General features: G+C 67.5%; 20 protein-coding genes. 9 read left to right on the plus strand and 11 right to left on the minus strand.

From position 1 onward, the window contains the following. Window positions 1-31: 31 nt before the first annotated feature. The gene (locus tag ACZ54P_RS03280; protein ID WP_465459916.1) at window positions 32-1,534 is read left to right on the plus strand and encodes an aldehyde dehydrogenase family protein; all 1,503 of its coding nucleotides are present in this window, start codon (window positions 32-34) and stop codon (window positions 1,532-1,534) included. Between the two features lie 101 nt (window positions 1,535-1,635). On the opposite strand, the gene ACZ54P_RS03285 is transcribed toward ACZ54P_RS03280, so the two are convergent. Continuing rightward, window positions 1,636-3,216: a GMC family oxidoreductase gene (locus tag ACZ54P_RS03285; protein WP_465459917.1), complete on the minus strand. Its 1,581-nt coding sequence runs from the start codon at window positions 3,214-3,216 to the stop codon at window positions 1,636-1,638. A 105-nt stretch (window positions 3,217-3,321) separates the two neighbouring features. Further along, window positions 3,322-4,110: a hypothetical protein gene (locus ACZ54P_RS03290; protein ID WP_465459918.1), complete on the minus strand. Its 789-nt coding sequence runs from the start codon at window positions 4,108-4,110 to the stop codon at window positions 3,322-3,324. Window positions 4,111-4,176: 66 nt separating this feature from the next. Here ACZ54P_RS03290 and purS point away from each other — a divergent pair, with 66 nt between their 5' ends. Both purS and purQ read left to right on the plus strand, forming a co-directional pair. Next, window positions 4,177-4,416: a phosphoribosylformylglycinamidine synthase subunit PurS gene (gene purS / locus ACZ54P_RS03295; RefSeq protein WP_125784867.1), complete on the plus strand. Its 240-nt coding sequence runs from the start codon at window positions 4,177-4,179 to the stop codon at window positions 4,414-4,416. Continuing rightward, entirely contained in the window at window positions 4,413-5,096 is a 684-nt protein-coding gene (gene purQ / locus ACZ54P_RS03300; protein WP_192742543.1) for a phosphoribosylformylglycinamidine synthase subunit PurQ, read from the plus strand. The genes purS and purQ overlap by 4 nt, the downstream gene beginning before the upstream one ends. 102 nt (window positions 5,097-5,198) lie before the next feature. On the opposite strand, the gene ACZ54P_RS03305 is transcribed toward purQ, so the two are convergent. Both ACZ54P_RS03305 and ACZ54P_RS03310 read right to left on the minus strand, forming a co-directional pair. After that, entirely contained in the window at window positions 5,199-6,926 is a 1,728-nt protein-coding gene (locus ACZ54P_RS03305) for an ABC transporter ATP-binding protein (protein WP_465459919.1), read from the minus strand. Beyond that, a complete protein-coding gene (locus tag ACZ54P_RS03310) occupies window positions 6,923-8,548 on the minus strand; it encodes an ABC transporter ATP-binding protein (protein ID WP_465459920.1) in 1,626 nt (541 codons plus the stop codon). The genes ACZ54P_RS03305 and ACZ54P_RS03310 overlap by 4 nt, the downstream gene beginning before the upstream one ends. A gap of 119 nt (window positions 8,549-8,667) precedes the next feature. Here ACZ54P_RS03310 and purL point away from each other — a divergent pair, with 119 nt between their 5' ends. Beyond that, complete coding sequence (purL, locus tag ACZ54P_RS03315) at window positions 8,668-10,953, plus strand: phosphoribosylformylglycinamidine synthase subunit PurL (protein ID WP_465460229.1); 2,286 nt, start codon at window positions 8,668-8,670, stop codon at window positions 10,951-10,953. Window positions 10,954-10,997: 44 nt separating this feature from the next. Here purL and ACZ54P_RS03320 read toward each other — a convergent pair whose 3' ends face one another. From ACZ54P_RS03320 to ACZ54P_RS03345, 6 genes are all read right to left on the minus strand, one after another. Continuing rightward, the gene (locus tag ACZ54P_RS03320) at window positions 10,998-11,834 is read right to left on the minus strand and encodes a hypothetical protein (protein ID WP_465459921.1); all 837 of its coding nucleotides are present in this window, start codon (window positions 11,832-11,834) and stop codon (window positions 10,998-11,000) included. Further along, window positions 11,831-12,940: a pentapeptide repeat-containing protein gene (locus tag ACZ54P_RS03325; RefSeq protein WP_465459922.1), complete on the minus strand. Its 1,110-nt coding sequence runs from the start codon at window positions 12,938-12,940 to the stop codon at window positions 11,831-11,833. Before ACZ54P_RS03325 ends, ACZ54P_RS03320 begins: the two co-directional genes overlap by 4 nt. A gap of 4 nt (window positions 12,941-12,944) precedes the next feature. Beyond that, the gene (locus tag ACZ54P_RS03330) at window positions 12,945-13,748 is read right to left on the minus strand and encodes a Twin-arginine translocation protein TatA (protein WP_465459923.1); all 804 of its coding nucleotides are present in this window, start codon (window positions 13,746-13,748) and stop codon (window positions 12,945-12,947) included. 174 nt (window positions 13,749-13,922) lie between these two features. Beyond that, complete coding sequence (locus ACZ54P_RS03335; RefSeq protein ID WP_465459924.1) at window positions 13,923-14,768, minus strand: lysozyme; 846 nt, start codon at window positions 14,766-14,768, stop codon at window positions 13,923-13,925. A gap of 184 nt (window positions 14,769-14,952) precedes the next feature. Then, the gene (locus ACZ54P_RS03340; RefSeq protein WP_465459925.1) at window positions 14,953-15,768 is read right to left on the minus strand and encodes a lysozyme; all 816 of its coding nucleotides are present in this window, start codon (window positions 15,766-15,768) and stop codon (window positions 14,953-14,955) included. Between the two features lie 104 nt (window positions 15,769-15,872). After that, window positions 15,873-16,493: a type VII secretion system-associated protein gene (locus ACZ54P_RS03345; protein ID WP_465460230.1), complete on the minus strand. Its 621-nt coding sequence runs from the start codon at window positions 16,491-16,493 to the stop codon at window positions 15,873-15,875. A gap of 59 nt (window positions 16,494-16,552) precedes the next feature. On the opposite strand from ACZ54P_RS03345, the gene ACZ54P_RS03350 reads away from it, so the two are divergent. Next, window positions 16,553-16,933: a sterol carrier family protein gene (locus ACZ54P_RS03350; RefSeq protein WP_465459926.1), complete on the plus strand. Its 381-nt coding sequence runs from the start codon at window positions 16,553-16,555 to the stop codon at window positions 16,931-16,933. A 93-nt stretch (window positions 16,934-17,026) separates the two neighbouring features. On the opposite strand, the gene ACZ54P_RS03355 is transcribed toward ACZ54P_RS03350, so the two are convergent. Further along, window positions 17,027-17,824 carry an SAM-dependent methyltransferase gene (locus ACZ54P_RS03355; protein WP_465459927.1) on the minus strand — a complete coding sequence of 266 codons (798 nt, stop codon included), beginning with the start codon at window positions 17,822-17,824 and terminating at the stop codon, window positions 17,027-17,029. Window positions 17,825-18,029: 205 nt separating this feature from the next. Between ACZ54P_RS03355 and ACZ54P_RS03360 the strand changes: the two genes are divergently transcribed. The 4 genes from ACZ54P_RS03360 (at window position 18,030) to purF (ending at window position 21,692) form a co-directional block, all read left to right on the plus strand. Next, the gene (locus ACZ54P_RS03360) at window positions 18,030-18,908 is read left to right on the plus strand and encodes a helix-turn-helix domain-containing protein (RefSeq protein WP_465459928.1); all 879 of its coding nucleotides are present in this window, start codon (window positions 18,030-18,032) and stop codon (window positions 18,906-18,908) included. Between the two features lie 283 nt (window positions 18,909-19,191). Further along, window positions 19,192-19,431 carry a DUF397 domain-containing protein gene (locus ACZ54P_RS03365; protein ID WP_005152616.1) on the plus strand — a complete coding sequence of 80 codons (240 nt, stop codon included), beginning with the start codon at window positions 19,192-19,194 and terminating at the stop codon, window positions 19,429-19,431. Continuing rightward, window positions 19,415-19,816 (plus strand): hypothetical protein, encoded by a 402-nt coding sequence (locus ACZ54P_RS03370; RefSeq protein WP_465459929.1) that lies wholly within the window; start codon window positions 19,415-19,417, stop codon window positions 19,814-19,816. Before ACZ54P_RS03365 ends, ACZ54P_RS03370 begins: the two co-directional genes overlap by 17 nt. Before the next feature lie 337 nt (window positions 19,817-20,153). Then, a complete protein-coding gene (gene purF, locus ACZ54P_RS03375; protein ID WP_061981904.1) occupies window positions 20,154-21,692 on the plus strand; it encodes an amidophosphoribosyltransferase in 1,539 nt (512 codons plus the stop codon). Window positions 21,693-21,703: the final 11 nt, after the last annotated feature.

Raw genomic sequence — 21,703 nt, forward strand, 5'->3', positions numbered from 1 at the left:
TGGGCTTTGAGCCGAGACACGGGAGAAGTCGATGACCGCAGTCCAGCCGAAGCCGACCGCGCACAGCGTGGGGGAGACCTTCGATTCCCTCAGCCCGGCGACCGACGAGGTCGTCGGTACCTACCCGGTGCACACCGCCGACGACGTCCGCGCCGCCGTCGCCCGCGCGAGGGACGCCGCCGCATGGTGGTCCGGGCTCGGTTTCGACGGTCGCGCGGAGCGGCTGCGTCGCTGGAAGGGTGTCATCACCCGGCGGCTGCCGCAGCTGTGCCAGGTCGTCCGCGACGAGACCGGCAAGCCGCTCGCGGACGCGCAGCTGGAGAGCGTCCTCGCCATCGAGCACATCGCTTGGGCAGGCAAGAACGCGCGCAAGATCCTCGGCAAACAGCGCCGCGCGACGGGGCTGATGATGTCGAACCAGGCGGCGACGGTCGAGTACCAGCCGCTCGGCGTGGTGGGCGTGATCGGCCCGTGGAACTACCCCGTCTTCACCCCGCTCGGCTCCATCGCCTACGCCCTCGCCGCCGGGAACACCGTCGTGTTCAAGCCGAGCGAATACACCCCGGGCGTCGGGAAGTGGCTGGTCGACGCCTTCAACGAGGTGGTCCCGGAATGGCCGGTGCTGCAGCTGATCACCGGCTTCGGCGAAACCGGCGCCTCGCTCGTCGGCGCGGGAGTCGACAAGATCGCCTTCACCGGTTCGACCGGCACCGGCAAGAAGATCATGGCCGCGGCCGCCGAAACCCTGACGCCGGTGATCATCGAGGCCGGCGGCAAGGACGCGGTCCTGGTCGACGCGGACGCCGACCTCGAAGCCGCCGCCGACGCGACCGTCTGGGGCGCGTTCTCCAACTCGGGCCAGACCTGCATCGGCGTCGAACGCGTGTACGTCCACGAGCGCGTGCACGACGAGTTCGTCGCGAAGGTCGTCGAGAAGTCGAAGGACGTGCGTGCCGGTTCGGACGAGGCCGCGCAGTACGGCCCAGTGACGATGCCCTCGCAGCTCGCGGTGATCAAGCGCCACATCGCGGACGCCATCGAACGCGGCGGCAAGGCGCTCGTCGGCGGCGTCGGCGCGGTCGGCGACCGGTACGTGCAGCCGACGGTGCTCGTCGACGTGCCCGAGGATTCCTCGGCGGTCAAGGAAGAGACGTTCGGCCCGACCGTCACCATCGCCAAGGTGCGCGACATGGACGAGGCCGTCGAGAAGGCCAACGACACCAAGTACGGCCTCGGTTCCACGGTGTTCTCGAAGTCGCGCGGCCTGGAACTGGCCGCCCGCCTGCGCACCGGCATGACGGCGATCAACGCGCCGCTTTCCTTCGCCGGTATCGCTTCGCTGCCCTTCGGTGGCGTCGGCGACTCAGGTTTCGGGCGGATCCACGGTCCCGAAGGCCTGCGCGAGTTCGCCCGGTCGAAGGCCGTCGCGCGGCAGCGGTTCACCGCGCCGATCGTGATGACCTCCTTCACCCGCAAGGAAAAGACCGACGCCCTGGTGGCGAAGCTGATCACCGTGCTGCACGGGAAACGCTGAGCCGCTCCGGTCAACCCCCGCGCGCTATGAAAGGTCCTTTCCTTGCAAAATTTGCAAGGAAAGGACCTTTCATAGCATTGCCGGAAGCGTGAAAGGACCCCTCACGCGCCCCGGATGAGGTCAGCCGCCTTCTCCGCGACCATGATCGTCGGCGCGTTCGTGTTCCCGCGCGGCACCACGGGCATCACCGACGCGTCCACCACCCGCAGCCCGTCCACCCCGCGCACCTTCAGCGTCGGGTCGACGACGGCGTTCTCGCCCGTCCCCATCGAACAGGTCCCCACCGGGTGGTACAGCGTCTGCGTCTTCTCGCGGACGTAGTCGGCCAGTTCCGTGTCGGTCAGGTCGTGCCGCTCCGGCAGGAACGGCTTGTCCAGGTATCGTGCCAGCGGTCCGGACTTACCGATCTCCACCAGGGCACGCAGCCCGGCCAGCATTTTCTCCATGTCCACGGACTCGGCGTAGTAGGCCGGGTCGATTTCGGGTTTCCACAAGGGATTCGACGACTTGAGCCGCAGCCGTCCCCGGCTCGCGACCTCCACCAGCGTCGCCGCCGACGTGAAGCCCGGCACGGTCGGCTCGCGCATTCCGTTGTCGTAGAACAACGTCGGCGCGACGTGGATCTGCATGTCCGGCGGCGAAACACCGTCCGCGGCGGGCAGGAACGCGCCTGCTTCGCCGATGTTCGAGGTCAGCGGACCGCGTTTGGTGAGCTGGTAACGCACCAGGCCACCCGGCGTCGCCGCGTCCACGAGGTCGGTGGTGCCGCGGGTGGACCAAATGATGCCGCAGGCCGGGTGGTCGTGCAGATTCTCGCCGACGCCGGGAAGTGCGGCCACCACGTCGATCCCGTGTTCCCGCAGGTGTTCCGCCGGGCCGACGCCGGAAAGCATCAGCAGTTGCGGCGAGTTCACCGCGCCGCCGCTGAGCAGGACTTCGGTGGACGCGCGCACCGTGGTCTCGACGCCTTTGTCCAAATAGGACACGCCGACCGCGCGGGTTCCTTCGAAGACGACACGGGTCGCCTGCGCGTGGGTCCGCACGGTGAGGTTCGGGCGGGACAGCGCGGGCCGCAGGTACGCGTCGGCCGTCGACCAGCGGCGGCCCTTCTTGCACGTCACCTGGTAGACGCCGGCGCCTTCCTGCGATTCGCCGTTGAAGTCGTCGGTGCGCTTGAGGCCCCACGCGACCGCGGAATCCACCCAGGCTTGGGAAAGCTCGTGGGTGAAACGACGGTCCTCGACGTTCAGCGGTCCATCGGTGCCGTGCAGCGGTCCGCCGAGCCGCTGGTTTCCTTCGGCTCGCTTGAAATACGGCAGGACGTCGTCAAAACCCCAGCCCTCGGCGCCGTAGCCGTCGCGCCAGCCGTCGTAGTCCGCGCGGTTGCCGCGGATGTAGATCATCGCGTTGATCGAGGAACAGCCGCCGAGTGTCTTCCCGCGCGGCCAGTAGAGGGTCTTGCCGGTGTGCTTCTGCTCGACCGTCTCGTAGTTCCAGTCCCACTTCGTCTTGAAGAGGCCGGGGAACGCGGCGGGGATGTGGATCTCGTCGGCGTCGTCCTCGCCGCCCGCTTCGAGCAGCAGCACCCGCGCTGACGGATCCTCACTCAGCCGGTTCGCCAGCACGCATCCCGCGCTGCCCGCGCCGACGATGACGTAATCGAAGGAGTCCTGATCGGCCACGGTGCCTCCAGCTGCTGCTCACCCGGTGTTGGCGTCCCGCCAATGCGCTCATCTTGGCCCAGCGTCGCGCTCCGAGCATCCCCCAGTCGAAGGATTGGGGCGAGCTCAATCGGAGTCGGGTGAAAAAGACGCCACGCAGGGGCCGCCCTCGCCGTCGTCCTCGGTTTCGACTCGCCCTGGTCCTCGCACTCCGTCGACGAGACCGCCGAGATGCAGGATCGTCTGCTTGGCGGTGGTCAGCACGTCGGCCTTCTCGACGGTGTACGTCGCCTCGCCGTGGATGATCTGCTGCACGCCGTCGCGGGTCGTGTCGGGCACCTTCCCGCACAGCACGGACAACGCGGCCGGGATGTCGCGCTCGTTGATCGCGTCGACGAACTTGTTCCCCGCCTCCTCGCCGGTCTTGACCTCGGGGCGCGGCGCGGGCTTCGTCTCGATGCTCCGCAGCGGCTCGGGCTCGCCGCCGATCTTGGCGTCGCGCACGCACCAGCCGCCTTCGCCGGGGATCATCGCGATCCCGACGGTCATGCCCGACGCGGTGAACGCGGCCGACCATTCCTGCTCCGCACGCTGATGCGCGGGCGTGCTGAGTTGTGCGCCCTCGGCGACGGCCATGGTCTGCTCGAAGGTGTAGGACCGCTTCGAACGGATCGGGCACCACAGCCGGCTGACCCGGTCCTCGGTGACGCCGTTCACGAACGACTGGCTCAACTGCTCCGGCGTCGCGCGCGACTCCGTGTCGAGCTTGGTCTTGAAGAAGCCGGGCGTCACCCAGCCGGTGAAGGCGACCCCGCCCGCCACCAGGACGATGACCAGCGTGAGCGTCACCCAAAGCCACGTCTTCGACTTCTTCGGCGGCTGCTGGTACCCGTACTGCGGTTGCCCGTAGGTCATGTGGCAACAGTAGTGAAGTAGGCTCTGGCGGTACCCACGACCTGCGTGAATAAGGAGCAGCCTGCCGTGGCCCGAGTCGTTGTCGACGTCATGCCCAAGCCCGAAATCCTCGACCCGCAGGGCCAAGCCGCGCTCGGTGCGGCCGGTCGTCTCGGCTTCACCGGGATCACCGAGATCCGTCAGGGCAAGCACTTCGAGATCGAGGTCGACGACTCCGTCGACGATGCGACCCTCGAAAAGATCGCCGAGGGCTTCCTCGCGAACCCCGTGATCGAGCAGTGGACCATCAAGCGGGTCGACGCGTGAGCGCGCGGATCGGGGTCATCACCTTCCCCGGCACGCTCGACGACGGTGACGCGGCCCGCGCGGTCCGCTACGCCGACGCCGAAGCCGTGCCGCTGTGGCACGCGGACGAGGACCTCAAGGGCGTCGACGCCGTCGTCGTCCCCGGTGGCTTCTCCTACGGCGACTACCTGCGCGCCGGCGTCATCGCGCGCTTCGCGCCGGTGATGTCGTCGGTGATCGAGGCCGCCCACAAGGGCATGCCGGTGCTGGGCATCTGCAACGGCTTCCAGATCCTGTGCGAGGCCGGGCTGCTGCCGGGCGCGATGATCCGCAACGCGGGGCTGCACTTCATCTGCCGTGACCAGTGGCTGCGTGTCGAGAACAACGACACCGCGTGGACCACCCGGTACGACAAGGACGCCGAGATCCTCATCCCGATGAAGAACATCGACGGCTGCTTCGTAGCCGAGCAGGCCACGCTCGACGAGCTGGAGGGTGAAGGCCGCGTGGTGTTCCGCTACGTCGGCGGCAACCCGAACGGCTCGCGCAACGACATCGCCGGGATCCGCAGCGAGAACGGCCGCGTCGTCGGGCTCATGCCGCACCCGGAGCACGCCATCGACGCCCTCACCGGCCCTTCCGATGACGGCCTCGGCATGTTCTACAGCGCCGTGGACGCTCTGTCCTTGGTCGCGCGCTGACGTAAACCCGCCGAAGGGGCGCCGTTTCGTACACAACTCACATTGAGTGCGGAGGGCGCCCCTTCATTGCAAATTTTGCAATGAAAGGGACCTCATTTCACTTCAGGAAGCCGCCGCCACCAGCGCCGCGTAAGGCCCACCCGCCGCCAGCAGCTCCGCGTGCGAACCCAACTCGGTCACCCGGCCGCCCTCGATGACCGCGACCCGGTCCGCCGCGGCCGCCGTATGCAGCCGGTGCGCGATCGCGATCACCGTGCGCCCTTCGAGCACCGCGCTCAGCGACCGCTCCAGCTCCCGCGCCGATCCCGTGTCCAGCAGTGACGTCGCCTCGTCCAGCACCAGCGTGTGCGGATCGGCCAACACCACCCGTGCCAGCGCCAGTTGCTGAGCCATCGCCGCGGGCACGGCGACCGCCCCGGCCCCGACCCGCGTGTCCAGCCCGTCCGGCAGGCTCGCCACCCATTCCGAAGCGCCGACCGAGGCCAGCGCGGCCAGCAGCCGCTCGTCGGACCAGTCACCGGCGGGCAGGGTGAGGTTGTCCCGCAGCGTTCCCGCGAACACGTGTTGTTCCTGCGTCAGCAGGAGGACCTCGCCGCGCAGGACGTCGTCCGGCAGCGTCGACACCTCGGCGCCGCCGATCCGCACCGAACCCGACGTCGGCGCGGACATCCCGGCCAGCAGCCGTCCCAGCGTCGACTTGCCCGCACCCGACGGCCCGACGATCGCCAGCCGCTCACCGGCGGGCACCCGCAGGTCGATCCCATGCAGTACTTCGCGGTCCTCGTTGTAGCCGAAGCGAACGTCGCGCACCTCGATGTCCTGTCCGCGCGGAGCTTCGGAAACCGAAGCCACGGCGGGGACCGGACGCACGCCCAGCAGCCGTCGCAGGGAGGCCCCGGCGACCTGAATGTCCGCGAGCCAGAACAGTGCCTCGTTCAGCGGACCCGTCATGACCTGCGAGTACAGCAGCATCGCGGTGATGGTGCCGAGCCCTTCCCAGCCGTTCGAGTAGGCGAGCAGGCCCAGGCCGAGCATCACCGGCACCGGCAGCACGTAGCTGATCTCCAGCGACGGGATCCATCGCATCTGCAGCGCCCGGATCCTGCGTTCGCCCAGCATCGACGCGTCGAGGCCGTCATGTCCGGCACGGATTCGGCGGCCGGTGAGGTTCAGTGCCTCGGCCGTCCGCGCGCCCTCCGCGGTTTCGTGCGTGGTGGACTGCAGTTCGGACCACTTGTCGAGCATTCGCCGCATCACGTCGGGAATCCGCCGCTGGTACCAGATGTTCACCGGCACCAGCAGCGGCAGCGCGACCAGCAGGCCCAGCGCGAGGAACGGTGACGTGAGCACCATCGCCACCACGGTGAACACCACCGTGACGGCGGCGATCAGGATCTCGGGCGCGCCGAAGCGCACCGCGTGGTCGATCCGGTTGACGTCGGTGGTCGCGCGGCTGAGCAGGTCACCGGTGCCCGCCGCTTCGACCGTGCCCAGCGGCAGGTTCAGCGCGTTGCCCACGAACTCCTCGCGGTTGCCCGCCAGGATCCGCTCGCCGAACACCCGCGCCCGCAGCCGCGCCAGCCCCTTGAACCACGCCTGCGCGCCCAGCACGACCACGAACGCGACCGCGAGCCAGGTGATGGTGGTGGTCGTCGTACCCTCCACGACCTCGTCCACCAGCGCACCCAGCAAGCGCGGTCCGGCCAGCCCGATCGCGGTCGCGACGCAGAACAGGCCGATCATCACGGAGAACTCGCGCTTGTTGTCGCGCGCGGTCTCCTTGATCCATCGTCGAACGTCTTTCTTGTCTGCCAAGGGCAGCTTTTTCATGCCGGTACTTTCGTACTCACGACCACATCGGCCACGTGAGTCCACAAAGGACTCTGGCTGAACACGACGGTGGTCTTGCCGCGTCGCAGCTTCGCGACGCGTTCGGTTATGCGAGCTTCGGTGTGCGCGTCGACGGCCGAAGTCGGCTCGTCGAGCAGCAGGACGTCGGCGTCGGTCGCCAGTGCGCGGGCCAGGTTCAGCCGCTGCCGCTGACCGCCGGAAACCTCACGTCCGCGTTCGCCGATGACCTCGTCGACGCCGTTGGGCAGCGCGTCCACGATGTCGTCGGCGTCCGCCGTGTACAGCGCTTCGGTGATCTCGACATCTCCGGGCTGGGCGGGAGTGACCTGCTCGCGCAGTACCCCGGAGAACCAGATGTCCTGGTTGTGCGCGAACACGACCCGTCGCCGCAGTTCGGCGAGGGCGACCTGGTTCACCGGGACCCCGCCCACCAGGGCAGGTGCCTTCGGATCGGTGAACCTCGCCATCCGCGAAGCCACCGCTTCCGCGTCGGCACCGACGTCGATGACGGTCAGCTTGCCTGCCTCTGCCTTGATCCCGGACGTCTCGTCGTACAGGTCCAGCGGGCCTTCCGGCAGCGGCACCGGATTCTCCGGTTCGGCGAGCGTGCGTTCGGTGGAGAGCAGTTTGCACACCTTCCGCGCCGAGACCAGCGCGGCGCTCAGCACACCCGCGAACTCGGTCGCCGTCGTCACCGGGATCACCAGGAACACCGAGATGCCGTAGAACGTGATCAGCTCCCCTATCCCGATCGTGCCGTTCATCGCCAGCTGCGCACCCAGCCAGGTGATGACCACCGTGACTAGACCCGGCAACGCGACCTCCGCCGCCGCGAGCCACGCCTCGCTGCGCCCGACCTGGACCCCGGCCGCCCGGACCTGCTGGCTGGAGCGGCGGAAGCGGTCGAGGAACTGCTTTTCGCCGCCGACGCCGCGAAGGATCCGCAGGCCGGAGACGATGTCCGCGGCGAGAGCGTTGACTTCGGTCTTCTCTTCGCGCTGTTTCGTCTGGCGCTTCTCCAGCGGCTTCAGCAGCGGTCCGATCCCTACCACCGCCAGCGGGACGCCGACCAGCGCGACCACGCCGAGCAGCGGAGACGTCGTCAGCAGCGCCGTCGCGCACACGATGAACGCGATCAGCGAACCGAAGGCCCGGCCGAGCACCTCGAAGGAGTCACCGATCGGGTTGATGTCGCTGGTGGTGATCGCGACGACGTCGCCGGTGGTGGTCGTGTCCCGCAGGTTCGCGCCCAGCTTCGCCGCGTGCTCGGTGGCCAGGCGCTGGGTGACCCCGGCGCCGTGGATCCAGCAGCCGTAGGAGGCGAAATGCTGCACCGTGCCCGCGAGCGTCTGCGCGATCCCGAGCCCCGCCGCGGCGAGACCCCACAGCCAGACGGCATCGCCGTCACCGCGGCCGATCGCGTCGATGCCCCGGCCGATCGCGATCGGCAGCAGCGCGATCGGCAGCGACCAGAGCGCACCGCTGATCGCCGAGACTGCGAGCAGTCCCGGCCGCGCGAGCATCATCGTGACGAGGTACCGCCAGGCGGTCGGCTTGGCGGGCAGCCTCAGTCGCGGAAGGGGATATGTGGCGGAAAGCACGATTGTCGACGGTAAGCGGATCACTACCGTCCGCGCGACCGATTTATGCGTGGGCGACGGAGAGGTGAACAACCCTCTCGCCTATTCTGGCGGCCGTGGCGAACCCTGATGTGGACACCGTGACCAGCACCGACGTCGACACCACCGCACGCGCCGAGGCGACCCCGGAGCAGACCCAGCCGTACGTCGAACTCGGCCTCGCCGACGACGAGTACGCCCGGATCCGGGAGATCCTCGGCCGCCGTCCGACCGACGCCGAACTGGCGATGTACTCGGTGATGTGGAGCGAGCACTGCTCGTACAAGTCCTCGAAGAAGCACCTGCGCTACTTCGGTGAGACCGCCACTCCCGAGATGAAGGAGAAGATGCTCGCCGGCATCGGCGAGAACGCCGGCGTCGTCGACATCGGCGAGGGCTGGGCGGTCACCTTCAAGGTCGAGAGCCACAACCACCCCTCCTACGTGGAGCCGTACCAGGGCGCCGCGACCGGCGTCGGCGGCATCGTGCGCGACATCATGGCGATGGGCGCGCGCCCGCTGGCCGTGGCCGACGCGCTGCGGTTCGGCCCGGCCGACGCGCCCGACACCCGCCGCGTGCTGCCCGGCGTGGTCGCCGGCGTCGGCGGCTACGGCAACTGCCTCGGCCTCCCGAACATCGGCGGCGAGCTGGTGTTCGACCCGAGCTACGCGGGAAACCCGCTGGTCAACGCCCTGTGCGTCGGCGCGATGCGCGTCGAGGACCTGCACCTTGCCTTCGCCTCCGGCAAGGGCAACAAGATCATCCTGTTCGGCGCGCGTACCGGCCTCGACGGCATCGGCGGCGTGTCCGTGCTCGCCAGCGACACCTTCTCCGGCGACGAGTCCTCGGGCGGCCGCAAGAAGCTGCCGAGCGTCCAGGTCGGCGACCCCTTCACCGAGAAGGTGCTCATCGAGTGCTGCCTCGAACTGTTCGCGCAGAAGCTCGTCGTCGGCATCCAGGACCTCGGCGGCGCCGGGCTCTCCTGCGCGACGTCGGAGCTCGCGGCGGCCGGTGACGGCGGCATGCACATCTACCTCGACCGGGTTCCGTTGCGGGCCACCGGCATGACCCCGGCGGAGGTGCTCTCCAGCGAGTCGCAGGAGCGCATGTGCGCGGTCGTCTCGCCGGAGAACGTCGAGGCGTTCATGAAGGTCTGCGAGAAGTGGGACGTCATCGCCACCGACATCGGCGAGGTCACCGACGGCGAGCACCTGGTCATCACCTGGAACGACGAGGTCGTCGTCGACGTCCCGGCGCACACCGTGGCGCACCAGGGCCCGGTGTACGACCGACCGATCCAGCGTCCGTCCACACAGGACGCTCTGCAGGCGGACACCTCGGCCAAGCTGCCGCGACCGTCCACTTCGGACGATCTGCGGGCCGACATCCTCAAGCTGATCTCGTCGCCGAACCAGGCGTCGAAGGAATGGGTGACCTCCCAGTACGACCGCTACGTGCGCGGCAACACCGTGCTCGCGCAGCCGTCGGACTCCGGCGTCATCCGGATCGACGAGTCGACCGGCCGCGGTGTCGCCGTGTCGACCGACTGCAACAGCAAGTTCGTCTTCCTCGACCCGTACGAGGGCGCGAAGCTCGCGCTGGCCGAGGCATACCGCAACGTCGCCACCAGTGGCGCGAAGCCGGTCGCGGTGTCGGACTGCCTGAACTTCGGCGCGCCGACCGACCCCGGTGTGATGTGGCAGTTCGAGCAGGCGGTGCACGGTCTGGCCGACGGCTGTGTCGAACTCGGCATCCCGGTCACCGGCGGCAACGTCAGCTTCTTCAACCAGACCGGTGACGTGGCCATCCTGCCGACGCCGGTGGTCGGCGTGCTCGGCGTGATCGACGACGTCACCCGCCGCATCCCGACCGGAATCGGCGCGGAGGCGGGGGAAACCCTGCTGCTGCTCGGTGAGACCCACGACGAGCTGGACGGTTCCGCCTGGGCGCGCGAACTGCACGGCCACCTCGGCGGCCGTCCGCCTCGCGTGGATCTGGCGCGCGAGAAGCTGCTCGCCGACATCCTCATCGCCGGTTCGCGGGACGGCATGATCTCCGCCGCGCACGACATCTCCGACGGCGGGCTGATCCAGACGCTCGTCGAGACCGTCCTCATCGGACAGTGCGGTGCCCGCGTCTTCCTCGACGCGGAGCAGGACCCGTTCGTGCAGCTGTTCTCCGAGTCCGCGGGCCGGGTGCTGGTCGCCGTGCCGCGCACCGAGGAACTGCGGTTCACCGAGATGCTGACCGCGCGCGGGATGCCGTGGCGCAAGACCGGCGTGGTGGACCCGGAGTCGGGCTCGCTCGAACTCCAGGACATCACCGAGTTCACCCTGGACGAGCTTCGCGAGACCTGGGAACGCACGCTCCCGGCGCTGTTCGGCTAAAAGATGTCGTGAGTGGTAATGACGGTTCTAACCGTCATTACCACTCACGAGTCCGCGAACTTGGCGCCCTCCAGCAACGGCCGCTCCACGAAGGTGGCCGTACTGAAGTCGACCGGGGTCTCGACGGTCAGGCCGTCCATCTGCACCCGTCGTTTGAAGGTCGCCCCGGTGAGCCTGAGCTGGCCGTGGATCGTGGCATGATTGAGCGAGAACTTCCCGGCGAGTTCGGCGTTCTCGAGGACGAGGTGATGCAGTACCTCACTGCGATCCGCGCCGAACCAGCCGACCCGCCTCGCCGTCAGTTCCAGCTTGTCGATCCGCGCGTCACTGAGGTTGAGTCCGAACGTCGGCCCGGTGGTCCCGGCATGGGGAAGGATGTCGCGGATCAGCCGTTCGGCCGCGCGCCGGACCAGCCGTTCACGCTCCGCCTCGGCCTTGTTTTCCTCGTCCCAGTCGACGTTTTTGCCCGCGGTCTCGTCGAAACTCGGATGTCTGAACGGCCGCCGCAGGTATGCGCACAGTACGTCGAGCACCGTCTGCCGGTACTCCGGCCGCGTCCTGGCCAGCCCCGCCAGCGAGTGCATCGCCCCGACCCGGACCTGGTCGGCCTCGTTGCCCAGTAGCTCGATCGACTTGGCGAAGCGCTCGTCCGAGATCCGGCTGCGCTCGATATCGTGCCTGTCCTCCTCTGTCCGCCTTCGCCGGTCGTTGAGCCAAAGTCCGTAGAGCGCGGCGATCGCCCCACCGGCGAGCGCGCCGGTCTTCAGCGCGTCACCGCGGCTGGTCGCGCGATCCGTGAGCAGCCAGGCTGTGACGCCGACAAGCACCGCGACCGAGGACAGCAACGTCCACAGCAGCGGTGACCGGAGCAGGCGCCTCATCCGTCTTTCACCGTCAGCCGCGCACGGCCGTCGGGCAGGGTCTCGACGACCCAGCCCGCCGGGAGTTCGTGATCCCTCGACGGTTCCACCGTCGTGTTGTACAGCGACACGGAATCCGGCCCCTTGCGGAACTTCAGGTCACTGAAGCCTTCGAACCGCGCACGGCGAAGGTCCAGCGTCTTCTCGAACTCGGCGCCGGTGAAGACGGCGTTCTTCGCGAAGACACTGTCCTTAAAGGACGTTTCACCGGCGAAGACCGTGCCGTCGAACTCGACGTCCTCGGAGAACTGCACCCCGCTGAACCACGCCCGCTGCGTGAACTTGGCTCCGCTACACCGAAAGAAGCCGATGCGTTTCTTCTCCTTCGTACCCGCGCCGGTCAGGTACACCGGTCCGAGGAACACGCAGCCGGACAGATTGGTGCTGTTGTACAGCCCGCCGTAGCGGAGCAGCAGCTTCCCGATCTTGCGGTCCGACAGATCGAAGTACTCCAGCACCGCCCCGGTGAGATCGAGGTCGTATCCGCGCGTGCCCTCGGAATCCGCCGCGGGCAGCAGTTCGCCGATGAGCCGTTGCGCGGTTTGCCGCACCTGGAGTTCCTGGTCTTCCTCCGCCGAGCCTTCCTTGGGCGGGGTGTTCCCCGGCAGTTTCGCGGTGTCCGCGTACCGAGGGTGTTTGAACGGCCGCCGCAGATACGAACACAGGATGTCCAGCACGGTCTGTGTGTAGATCGCCCGTCCGCGGGCCAGCCCGGCCAACGCGTGCAGGGCACCGACCCGGACCTGGTCGGCGTCGTGCCCGAGCAGTTCGACGGCCTTCGCGAACCGTTCGTCCGAGATCCGGTCCCGGTCCTGGTCGGCCCGCCGGAGTTCGAGTTCCTGCCGTTGCCGTTCGGTTTCCTGCCGTCGTTCCTCGACGCGGCGGCGCCGGTCGTTGAGCCACAACGCGTAGAGCGCGACGATGGCGCCTCCGGCGATACCGCCGGTCTTCAGCGCCTCGCTGCGGCTGGTCGCCGGATCGGTCAGCAACCAGCCGCCGACGGCGAGCAGCAGCACGAGTGAGACGACGAACGTCCAGAGCAGGGGAGAGCGAAGCAGCCGCTTCATCTGCTCAGATTACGAAGAAGTTGCGGACACAGAAGGACTTGTCCGGGTTGTCGTCCGTGGAGATCCCCGACCCGCTCACCTTCTTGCCCTTGACCGTGCCTTCGATGTCGCCGTTGACGAAGCCGTCGCCGATGCCGGAAGTGGAGGTGATCTCCAGCTGCGACGGCGCCGGGGTCATGATGTCGATGGAGTTGCCCATGGACGCCTTCATGTCCGCGCAGACCAGCGACAACGCACCAGCCTTGTCACCGGCGCTCACCTTGGCGAAGAAGTCCTTGAGGTTCTGGACGCCCTTCGGATTGCCTACGGAGCCGGTGCCACCGCTTTCGGTGCTCTTCGGGCTGCTCTTGGGCGCACTCGACTTCGGGCTGCTCTTCGGCGCGGAGGTCGGCGCCTGCTCGGAGGACGGCGCGGGCGGCGCGGCCGTGTTGTTCCCGTCGTCCTTGCTGAGCAGGAAGCCCGGCGCGACGAAACCGGTGACACCGAAGGCGATCAGCACGACGACACCGATCACGATCCCGATGATCAGCCCGGTCTTGCTCTTCGGCGGCGGCGCGGGCGGGCCGCCGTAACCCTGCGGGTAGCCGGGGTTGTTCGGATCCCAGCCCTGCTGAGGCTGTTGCGGATACTGCTGGGTCTGGTCCCAACCCTGCTGGGGCTGCTGCTGATACTGCTGGGTCGGATCCCAGCCCTGCGGCTGACCGTACTGCTGAGTCTGATCCCATCCACCCTGCTGCGGGTAGCCGCCGGGCTGCTGTCCCTGTGGGTCTTGGCCGTAGGGCTGGCCTGGCTGGGGTGGGTAGGTCATCGGTCTCGCCTTCCGTGCTGGGGCCTGAGGCTGGAGATCAGACGGCCGGCGGTCAGCGCTGGTTCCGGATCCGCCCGTGCCAGGAGTTCAGGGGCATTCTGCTCGGAAGGTACCTCGACCGCGAAAGCGGCTCCCGGTCGAGGCCGGGAGCCACTTCTTCACGATATGCGCAGCTCAGCCGTTGGCCAGTGCCTGCAAGCGGTCGTAGGCGCCGTTGAAGGTGTTCTGGTCGAGCGGGCTCGAGGTGTACTGCCACACGGTGTAGAAGCCCCAGCCGTAGGGCAGGGAGCCCACGGTGGAGGCGTAGCGCGCGATCCACAGCGGGACCGTGCCGCCGAAGTTCTGCGTCGTTCCGACGCACGTGCTCCACCAGCTCGTCGAGGTATAGATGACGGGCCAGCGGCCGGTGCGCGCCTTGTAGCGATCGTGGAACGCCCGGATCCATGCCCCCATGGACGCCTGGCTCAAGCCGTAACAGGTGGCCCCGTACGGGTTGTACTCCATGTCGAGCGCACCCGGCAGGGTCTTGCCGTCGCCGGACCAGCCCCCGCCGTTGTTGATGAAGAAGTCCGCCTGCGCGGCGCCGCCGGAGACGTTGGGCAGCGCGAAGTGGTACGCGCCGCGGATGAAGCCCTGGTTGTAGGAACCGTTGTACTGCTGGGCGAAGTACGGGTTCTTGTAGCTGGTGCCTTCGGTGGCCTTTGTCCACACGAAACGCTTGCCTTGTCCCCACCAGTAAGCCCAGTCGACGTTCTGCTGATAGCTGGCGACGTCCATGCCCGCGACGGTGGCGAGCACCCCGGCTTCAGGCTGCGGCTGAGCGGCCTTCGCCTTGGATTCCGGGGTGGAGGTGTCCCCTTCCACGCGCCGGATCTGCGATCCGATCGTGTGGTCGTTCCGCTGGAGATCCTGTTCGATCGACATGATCTCCGGTGACGGAGCCGCCGACGCCTGGACCGTGCTGCCGAGCAGGAGCAGCGCGGAGCCGACGGCGATGGCGATTCTTCGGGAAGTGCGCATACGACAATCCCTTCACGGATAACCCTCGCTGAGGACGACTAACTGCAGGTAGTCGTCCGGGCACGATTGTTGACGACGCTGTCGGGTTTGTCACTAACTTCCGTGAAATTGGTACTACACGTGGGTGATTTTCATTTCCATCTTGGTGGTGTTCTGTGATCTTGTAACGTCCACGAAAGTGGGCTCAGCCCAATGACAGGGCGCGTACTTGATCTTCCGTACCGTTGAACCAGTTCTGATCGCCCGGCAGGCTGCCCTTGTCCGAAAACTGCCAGATGGTCTGGGCCTTCCAGCTGGCCGGAAGCTCGCCGATCTCCGTGTTGTAGCGCGCGAGCCACAGCGGGTTCTGCCAGAAGGCGTTGCTGTTGCCGGTGCAGCGCTTCCACCAGCTCGTCGACGTGTAGATCGTCGGATGCCGCCCGGTCCGCCGCAGGTAGGTCTCGGCGAACGAGGCGATCCACGCGACCATCTGCGCGGGAGTCTTGCTGTAACAGGTTTCGCCGTACGGGTTGTACTCGACGTCCAGCGCGCCCGGCAGGGTCTTGCCGTCGCCGGACCAGCCGCCTCCGTGGTCGACGAAGTAATGCGCCTGCGCGGCGCCGTCCGAGATGTCAGGACGCGCGAAGTGGTACGAGCCGCGGATCAGGCCCACGCCGTAGGAACCGTTGTACTGCTGGATAAACCGGGGATTGACGAAGCCGGTCCCCTCGGTCGCCTTCACGTAGACGAACTTCGCGCCGGTCCTGGACGCTCCCGGCCAGTCGACGTCGCCCTGATGTCCGCTGACATCGTGGCCGAGGGTCTGCCCTTCGCCGCCGTAGAGCGGTCCGAGCGCGGCGTTGACGCCTTCGTGCAGAGCGATCTGCGAGCCGGCGTAATGCTCGTCGGCCCCGTCGTATCTGGGCCCCGCTTGCTGTGCCGAAGCGGGGGTCTGCGCGAGCAGCAAGACCCCCGCCGCAAGGACGGCCCCCCAACTTTTCGAACACACTCTGCGACTCATCACGTCGCCACGATCCCCCGCGCACAGGGAATCAGCGACTCGAACATCACCCGAAAGAGTTGCTCTCAGCCTGAATATATTGAGCCGAGTGGGTTAATCGAGCCCTAACGACGCTCGTCCAGAAGGGCTTTGTCGAGGTGCTCCGAGGGGACGATCGCGGTGAGCCGGTCGTGCGGATTGATCGCCACCGGATGCCCCGCGAGCAACGGCACCATGTCCCGCCCCAGCACCGCGCGGGCGTGCGGCCATTCGCGAGGGACCAGCGACTTGGCCGTGTACGCGGGCACGAGGACCTGGCCGTCGGTGTTGTGGAAGCCGATCACCGTGCGCTGCACCGGGGAAAGGGCGTACACGAACAGCGTCGAGTCGAGGAAGACCCTCGGCAGGTCGGCGACCGGGCGGTGGTTCGTGCGCACCAGCTGCAGCAACTGCTCGAGCTCGTTGCGCGGCTCCGGGAAACCGAGCGCCTTGGGCGAGGGGCGGTAGCGGTCGTTCGGGTGGAAGTCCTCGACGATCTCGCCCGCGCCGTTCACCGGGTACGCGCCGACGACCGCCCAAGACGGCACTGGGCCGTCGGGGTCGAAGGCCTCGTCGATGACGTACAGCCAGCTGTTCGGATTGGCCTTGGCGTTGGCGCGCATCTCGTCGGTGATCTTCGGCTTGGCCGGTTTCCGCTTGCCCGCCAGGCTCGACGCCGACCGATCCGCCTCGTCCCGCTGCGCCATCGCCATCCCCACGTTCCGGGTGCCTGAAGGTTTGTTCGCGCTCACTCTACTGTTCTCCCATGGCCTCTTCGCGTTCGGTCGACCCCGCTGAGTTACGTGCCGCGATCACGGCGATTTCCCCCTGGTTGAGCGGATCCGGTCCGGATCCGGCCCGTCCCGAGCTGGCCGCGGCGGTGCGGCTGAGCCTGCGGACGCTGGCCGCGGACGCCCCGGGGAAGAGTGTCGAAGTGCGGGTGCCGCCGTTCGCGGCGGTGCAGTGTGTCGAAGGATTGCGGCATACGCGCGGGACGCCGCCGAACGTCGTCGAAACGGATCCGCGCACCTGGCTGGAACTGGCGACCGGGCTGCTGGACTGGGCCGACGCCGTCGAATCGGGGCGGGTCACCGCCTCCGGGAGCCGGGCCGACCTCGCTCACTGGCTGCCGCTGGTGCGCCTCTGAACCCCCGTCCCCGCGTGCAATGAAAGGTCCTTTCCTTGCGAAATTTGCAAGGAAAGGACCTTTCATTGCACGCCGGCGAGGGGGCAGAGAGCCTTACTTCTTGCGGCCGACGCCACCGGAGATCGTCCGCTGAGCCGCGTTCAGCTCCTTGATCCGCGGACCGTCCGGCCACCAGTCGGCGCACAGGGTGACGCCGGGGTCGACCATCTCGAGGTCGTGGAACAGCTCCTGGATCTCGGCCTTGGTGCGGAAGGTGCCGGAGCCCATCGGGCTGTGGAGGAAGAAGTCCTCCATCTTGCGGGCCGTCTCGGACAGCTCGTCCTCGGGATCGGAGAAGTGCGAGATCGCCACGTACGAGCCGGAAGGCAGCGCGTCGATGTACTTCTTCATGATCTTGGCCGGCTCGTCGTGCGGGCCGTTGTAGTGGTGCAGGGTTCCGAGCTGCAGGAACGCGATCGGCTGTGAGAAGTCGATGTGCCGCCGGATGTCCGGATGCTCCATGATCCGCTCCGGCTCGAAGATGTCGTCCGAGACGAAGTGGGTGTTCTCGTTCTCTTCGAGCAGGGCGCGCCCGTGCGCGAGGACGACCGGGTCGTTGTCGACGTAGACGACCTTGATCTCCGGGTTGATCCGCTGCACGACCTGGTGGGTGTTCTCCGCGGTCGGGAGGCCGGAGCCGCAGTCTAGGAACTGGGTGATGCCCGTCTGGCTGGCGAGGAACCGGCAGGCGCGGATGAGGAAGCCGCGGTTCTCGGTCGCCAGGTCCTGCGCCTCGGGAGCGGCCTGCTGGACCTTGCGCAGCACCTCCCGGTCGATCTCGTAGTTGTCCTTGCCGAGAAGGAAGGCGTCGTACACCCGGGCGATGCTGGCCCGGGTCGGGTCGACACCCACAGGTACTCGTTCCGTCCGGGGCGGGGCGTCGGGCATCTTGAACCTCACAAAACTGTGTTGGAAGTCTCGGGCTCTACGTAGAGTAGAACCAGGTACGCGACCGGTAAACCGAGCCATGCCTGTCGTGTCGAGGTCCAAACGTGTACTTTGAGTAGTCGGACTTCCATCCCCAGGTGAGTATTGACATACGAAAGGTCCCCGGTCGATGAACGCGGTCACCCCGTCCGGTGGTGAGCAGTCACTGGGTCCGACCGCGCGGCGGATGATCCTCGGCTCACAGCTGCGGCGGATGCGCGAGGACGCGGGGATCACGCGCCAGGAGGCCGGCTACAGCATCCGCGGGTCCGAGTCGAAAATCAGCCGTCTCGAACTGGGCCGCGTCGGTTTCAAGGAACGCGACGTCGCCGACCTGCTGACCATGTACGGGATGACCGACCCCGACGAGCGGCAGCAGTTCCTCGACATGGTCAAGGAGTCGAATGAGCCGGGTTGGTGGCGCCGCTACGGCGACCTGATGCCGAGCTGGTTCAACGACCTCGTCGGTCTCGAAGAGGCCGCGGCCCGGATCCAGGTCTGGGAGCCGCTGTACGTCACGGGGCTGCTGCAGACCGAGGCCTACGCGCGGGCGATCATGAGCCACGGCCGTCCGGACATGGTCGACGAGCAGGTCCGTCGCCGGGTCGCGCTGCGGATGCGGCGCCAGAAGATGCTGTCCAGACCGGACGCGCCCCGGTTGTGGCTGGTGCTCGACGAATCGGTGCTCCACCGGCCGATCGGCGACCGCGAGATCCTGAAGGGCCAGATCGACCACCTGCTGGAGATGATCCAGCAGCCGAACATCTCGGTGCAGATCCTCCCGTTCGACCGAAGCGGCTACTCCGCCGACAGCGCGTTCTCGCTGCTCAGGTTCGCGGAAGAGGAATTGCCGAACATCGCCTACACCGAATACCTGACCGGCGCGCACTACATCGACAAGCGCGACGAGATCGAGCGGTACAGCCGGGCGCTGGACATGCTCGCGGTCGACGCGGAGACGCCGGACCGCAGCCGCCAGATGCTCTTGAAGCGCCGCGCGGAAATCTGAGTCACTCACCGTTGTGGGGTTCTCAGCCATCCCGGTGACGACCGGGATTTTCTTGTGTTCACCCCAAGACGTGACCACGAACAGTAGTTGTTCACCCATTGGAAACGTCGATCATCACGCTTTAGTGGGACGGCCGGGGGCCTAAGTCTTCACCGCACGCGAATTCTGCAAAAACTTCTGCACGTGCATTTACCGCTGCAGGCACACGTGCTAACTTCAGATCACAGGCAAATGCACATGCAGATGCATCGCCCGAAGTCTTCTGTCGGGGAAGGTGGGGACCATGGCTGAACAGTTCGACAACGGCATCCCGGCCGATCGTCTTACCGGTGCGCAGTGGCGCAAAGCGAGCTACAGCAACGCGATCGGCAACTGCGTCGAGGTAGCACCGCTCGCGTCCGGCGAGATCGCAATGCGCAACTCGCGCTTTCCGACCGGGCCCGCGCTGATCTACACCCAGGCCGAGATGGCCGCGTTCCTCGCGGGTGCCAAGGACGGCGAATTCGATGATGTTCTCGGGTGACACCATTACCGCGGAGATCACCGATATCGAAAGCGGTCTTCGTGAACTGATCCACCGCGGGTATCAGTTCGTGCACCCGTGCGACGCGAACGGCGAGGTCATGGCCGTGGTCGGCGTGCGAGTCCACGACAACGTGGTCGACGTCGTCCGGCTCAACGCCGAGAACGACGTCGTGGCGACCCGCATGCCCGGTACCGAGGAGGACATCCTCGAGCCGGAGGTGTGGCTGTGGCGTTTCGCCGGCGACGCGGCGACGGTGCTGACGGCACTGCTCGCGCTTCCGGACGAGCGGACCCCCGGCTCGCTGTATCTCCCGGAGAAGGCTTCCAAGGGTTGCTGGGTTCCGGGTCGTGGCGGCACCTCCAAGTGGCTCGCCGCCGGTTGATCACCGACCTTCCTAAGCACAGTCGGCCGCCTCTGTCGAGGGGGAGCGGCCGGCTGGTCGGGGGTCGTGAGTGCCGGGTCTTGAACCCGCCCGTCACTCACGGTCACAGTGAGCCCGCCCGGCCGAAGGCCCCGCTATCGCGGTGGCAGGGCGCCCTTGTCGACTATCGCGACTGGGGACGGCCAGAGGCGCCCTGCCGACGTCGATCGCGGGCGCGGGTTCACTCAGAGTTACTGATCGAAGCGTGTCCAGTGCCACGTCGCGCGGCGCGTTGATCAGCTGCTCACCGTTTACACTGGTGACGGCCTGCCCTAACTTCTCCCCTGGGAGCACCTCGGTGGTTTCCGACCCGTCCGACGCCGGACAGCCCGTGACCGACCAGCCCGATCCGGAACCCCGTGAGGAATGCGGTGTCTTCGGTGTCTGGGCGCCCGGAGAAGAGGTCGCGAAGCTGACCTACTACGGGCTCTACGCACTTCAGCATCGCGGCCAGGAAGCGGCCGGTATCTCGGTCTCCGACGGTTCGCAGATCGTCGTCTTCAAGGATCTCGGCCTGGTCAGTCAGGTCTTCGACGAGCAGGTCCTGCAGTCCTTGCAGGGCCATATCGCCGTCGGGCACTGTCGCTACTCGACCACTGGCGCGACCATCTGGGAGAACGCACAGCCGATCTTCCGCACCACCGCCACCGGCAGCGGGTTGTCCTTCGCGCACAACGGCAACCTCGTCAACACCGCCGAACTGCGCGATCGCACGGTCGCCGCCGGGCTCAAGCCGCACGCCGGCCTGACCGGTTCCTCCAGCGACTCCGACCTGGTGTGCGGGCTGCTCGCGGCCAACGCCGCCGACAAGGGCATCGAAGCCGCCGCGCTGGAACTGCTGCCCACGCTCAAGGGCGCGTTCTGCCTGGTCTTCGCCGACGAGTCCACCTTGTACGCCGCCCGCGACCCGCACGGTGTGCGCCCGCTGGTGCTCGGCAGGCTCGAACGCGGCTGGGTGGTCGCGAGCGAGACGGCCGCGCTGGACATCTGCGGCGCGTCCTTCGTCCGCGAGGTCGAGCCCGGTGAGCTCATCGCCATCGACGCCGAGGGCCTGCGCTCCTCGCGGTTCGCCACCCCCGAGCCCAAGGGCTGCGTCTTCGAGTACGTCTACCTAGCGCGCCCGGACACCTCGATCGCCGGCCGCAGTGTGCACGCCACCCGCGTCGAGATCGGCCGCCGCCTCGCCGGCGAGCATCCGGCCGACGCCGACCTGGTCATGCCGGTGCCCGAATCGGGCACCCCGGCCGCGATCGGCTACGCACAGGGCTCCGGCATTCCCTACGGCACGGGCCTGGTGAAGAACGCCTACGTCGGCCGGACCTTCATCCAGCCGTCGCAGACCATCCGCCAGCTGGGCATCCGGCTGAAGCTGAACCCGCTGCGCGATGTCATCCGCGGCAAGCGGCTCGTCGTGGTCGACGACTCCATCGTCCGCGGCAACACCCAGCGCGCGCTCGTCCGCATGCTGCGGGAGGCGGGCGCGCTCGAAGTGCACGTCCGGATCGCCTCACCGCCCGTCCGCTGGCCGTGTTTCTACGGCATCGACTTCGCGTCGCGCGCCGAACTGGTGGCCAACGGCGTCGACGTCGACGGCATCCGCCGGTCGATCGGCGCCGACTCCCTGGGCTACATCTCTTTGGACGGACTGGTCGCGGCTTCGGAACAGCCGAAGTCCCGGCTGTGCACCGCGTGTTTCTCCGGCGAGTACCCCATCGCGCTCCCTGACGACGCGCTGATCGGGAAACACCTGTTGGAAAGCATGGACTCGGTCAATGGTGCGGCGAAGCCCGTAACCCCAGCCGGGTACGGTGCTGAAGACGCCGTCCGGCGTCCCTAGTCCCTTTCTTT

It is taken from the genome of Amycolatopsis sp. NPDC034160 (assembly GCF_055575355.1).

Coding starts and splice junctions, on each gene's coding strand:
- ACZ54P_RS03280 (WP_465459916.1), top strand. CDS start 32: ATGACCGCAGTCCAGCCGAAGCCGACCGCGCACAGCGTGGGGGAGACC.
- ACZ54P_RS03290 (WP_465459918.1), bottom strand. CDS start 4,110: ATGACCTACGGGCAACCGCAGTACGGGTACCAGCAGCCGCCGAAGAAG.
- ACZ54P_RS03305 (WP_465459919.1), bottom strand. CDS start 6,926: ATGAAAAAGCTGCCCTTGGCAGACAAGAAAGACGTTCGACGATGGATC.
- ACZ54P_RS03320 (WP_465459921.1), bottom strand. CDS start 11,834: ATGAGGCGCCTGCTCCGGTCACCGCTGCTGTGGACGTTGCTGTCCTCG.
- ACZ54P_RS03325 (WP_465459922.1), bottom strand. CDS start 12,940: ATGAAGCGGCTGCTTCGCTCTCCCCTGCTCTGGACGTTCGTCGTCTCA.
- ACZ54P_RS03330 (WP_465459923.1), bottom strand. CDS start 13,748: ATGACCTACCCACCCCAGCCAGGCCAGCCCTACGGCCAAGACCCACAG.
- ACZ54P_RS03335 (WP_465459924.1), bottom strand. CDS start 14,768: ATGCGCACTTCCCGAAGAATCGCCATCGCCGTCGGCTCCGCGCTGCTC.
- ACZ54P_RS03340 (WP_465459925.1), bottom strand. CDS start 15,768: ATGAGTCGCAGAGTGTGTTCGAAAAGTTGGGGGGCCGTCCTTGCGGCG.
- ACZ54P_RS03345 (WP_465460230.1), bottom strand. CDS start 16,493: ATGGCGCAGCGGGACGAGGCGGATCGGTCGGCGTCGAGCCTGGCGGGC.
- ACZ54P_RS03350 (WP_465459926.1), top strand. CDS start 16,553: ATGGCCTCTTCGCGTTCGGTCGACCCCGCTGAGTTACGTGCCGCGATC.
- ACZ54P_RS03360 (WP_465459928.1), top strand. CDS start 18,030: ATGAACGCGGTCACCCCGTCCGGTGGTGAGCAGTCACTGGGTCCGACC.
- ACZ54P_RS03365 (WP_005152616.1), top strand. CDS start 19,192: ATGGCTGAACAGTTCGACAACGGCATCCCGGCCGATCGTCTTACCGGT.
- ACZ54P_RS03370 (WP_465459929.1), top strand. CDS start 19,415: ATGATGTTCTCGGGTGACACCATTACCGCGGAGATCACCGATATCGAA.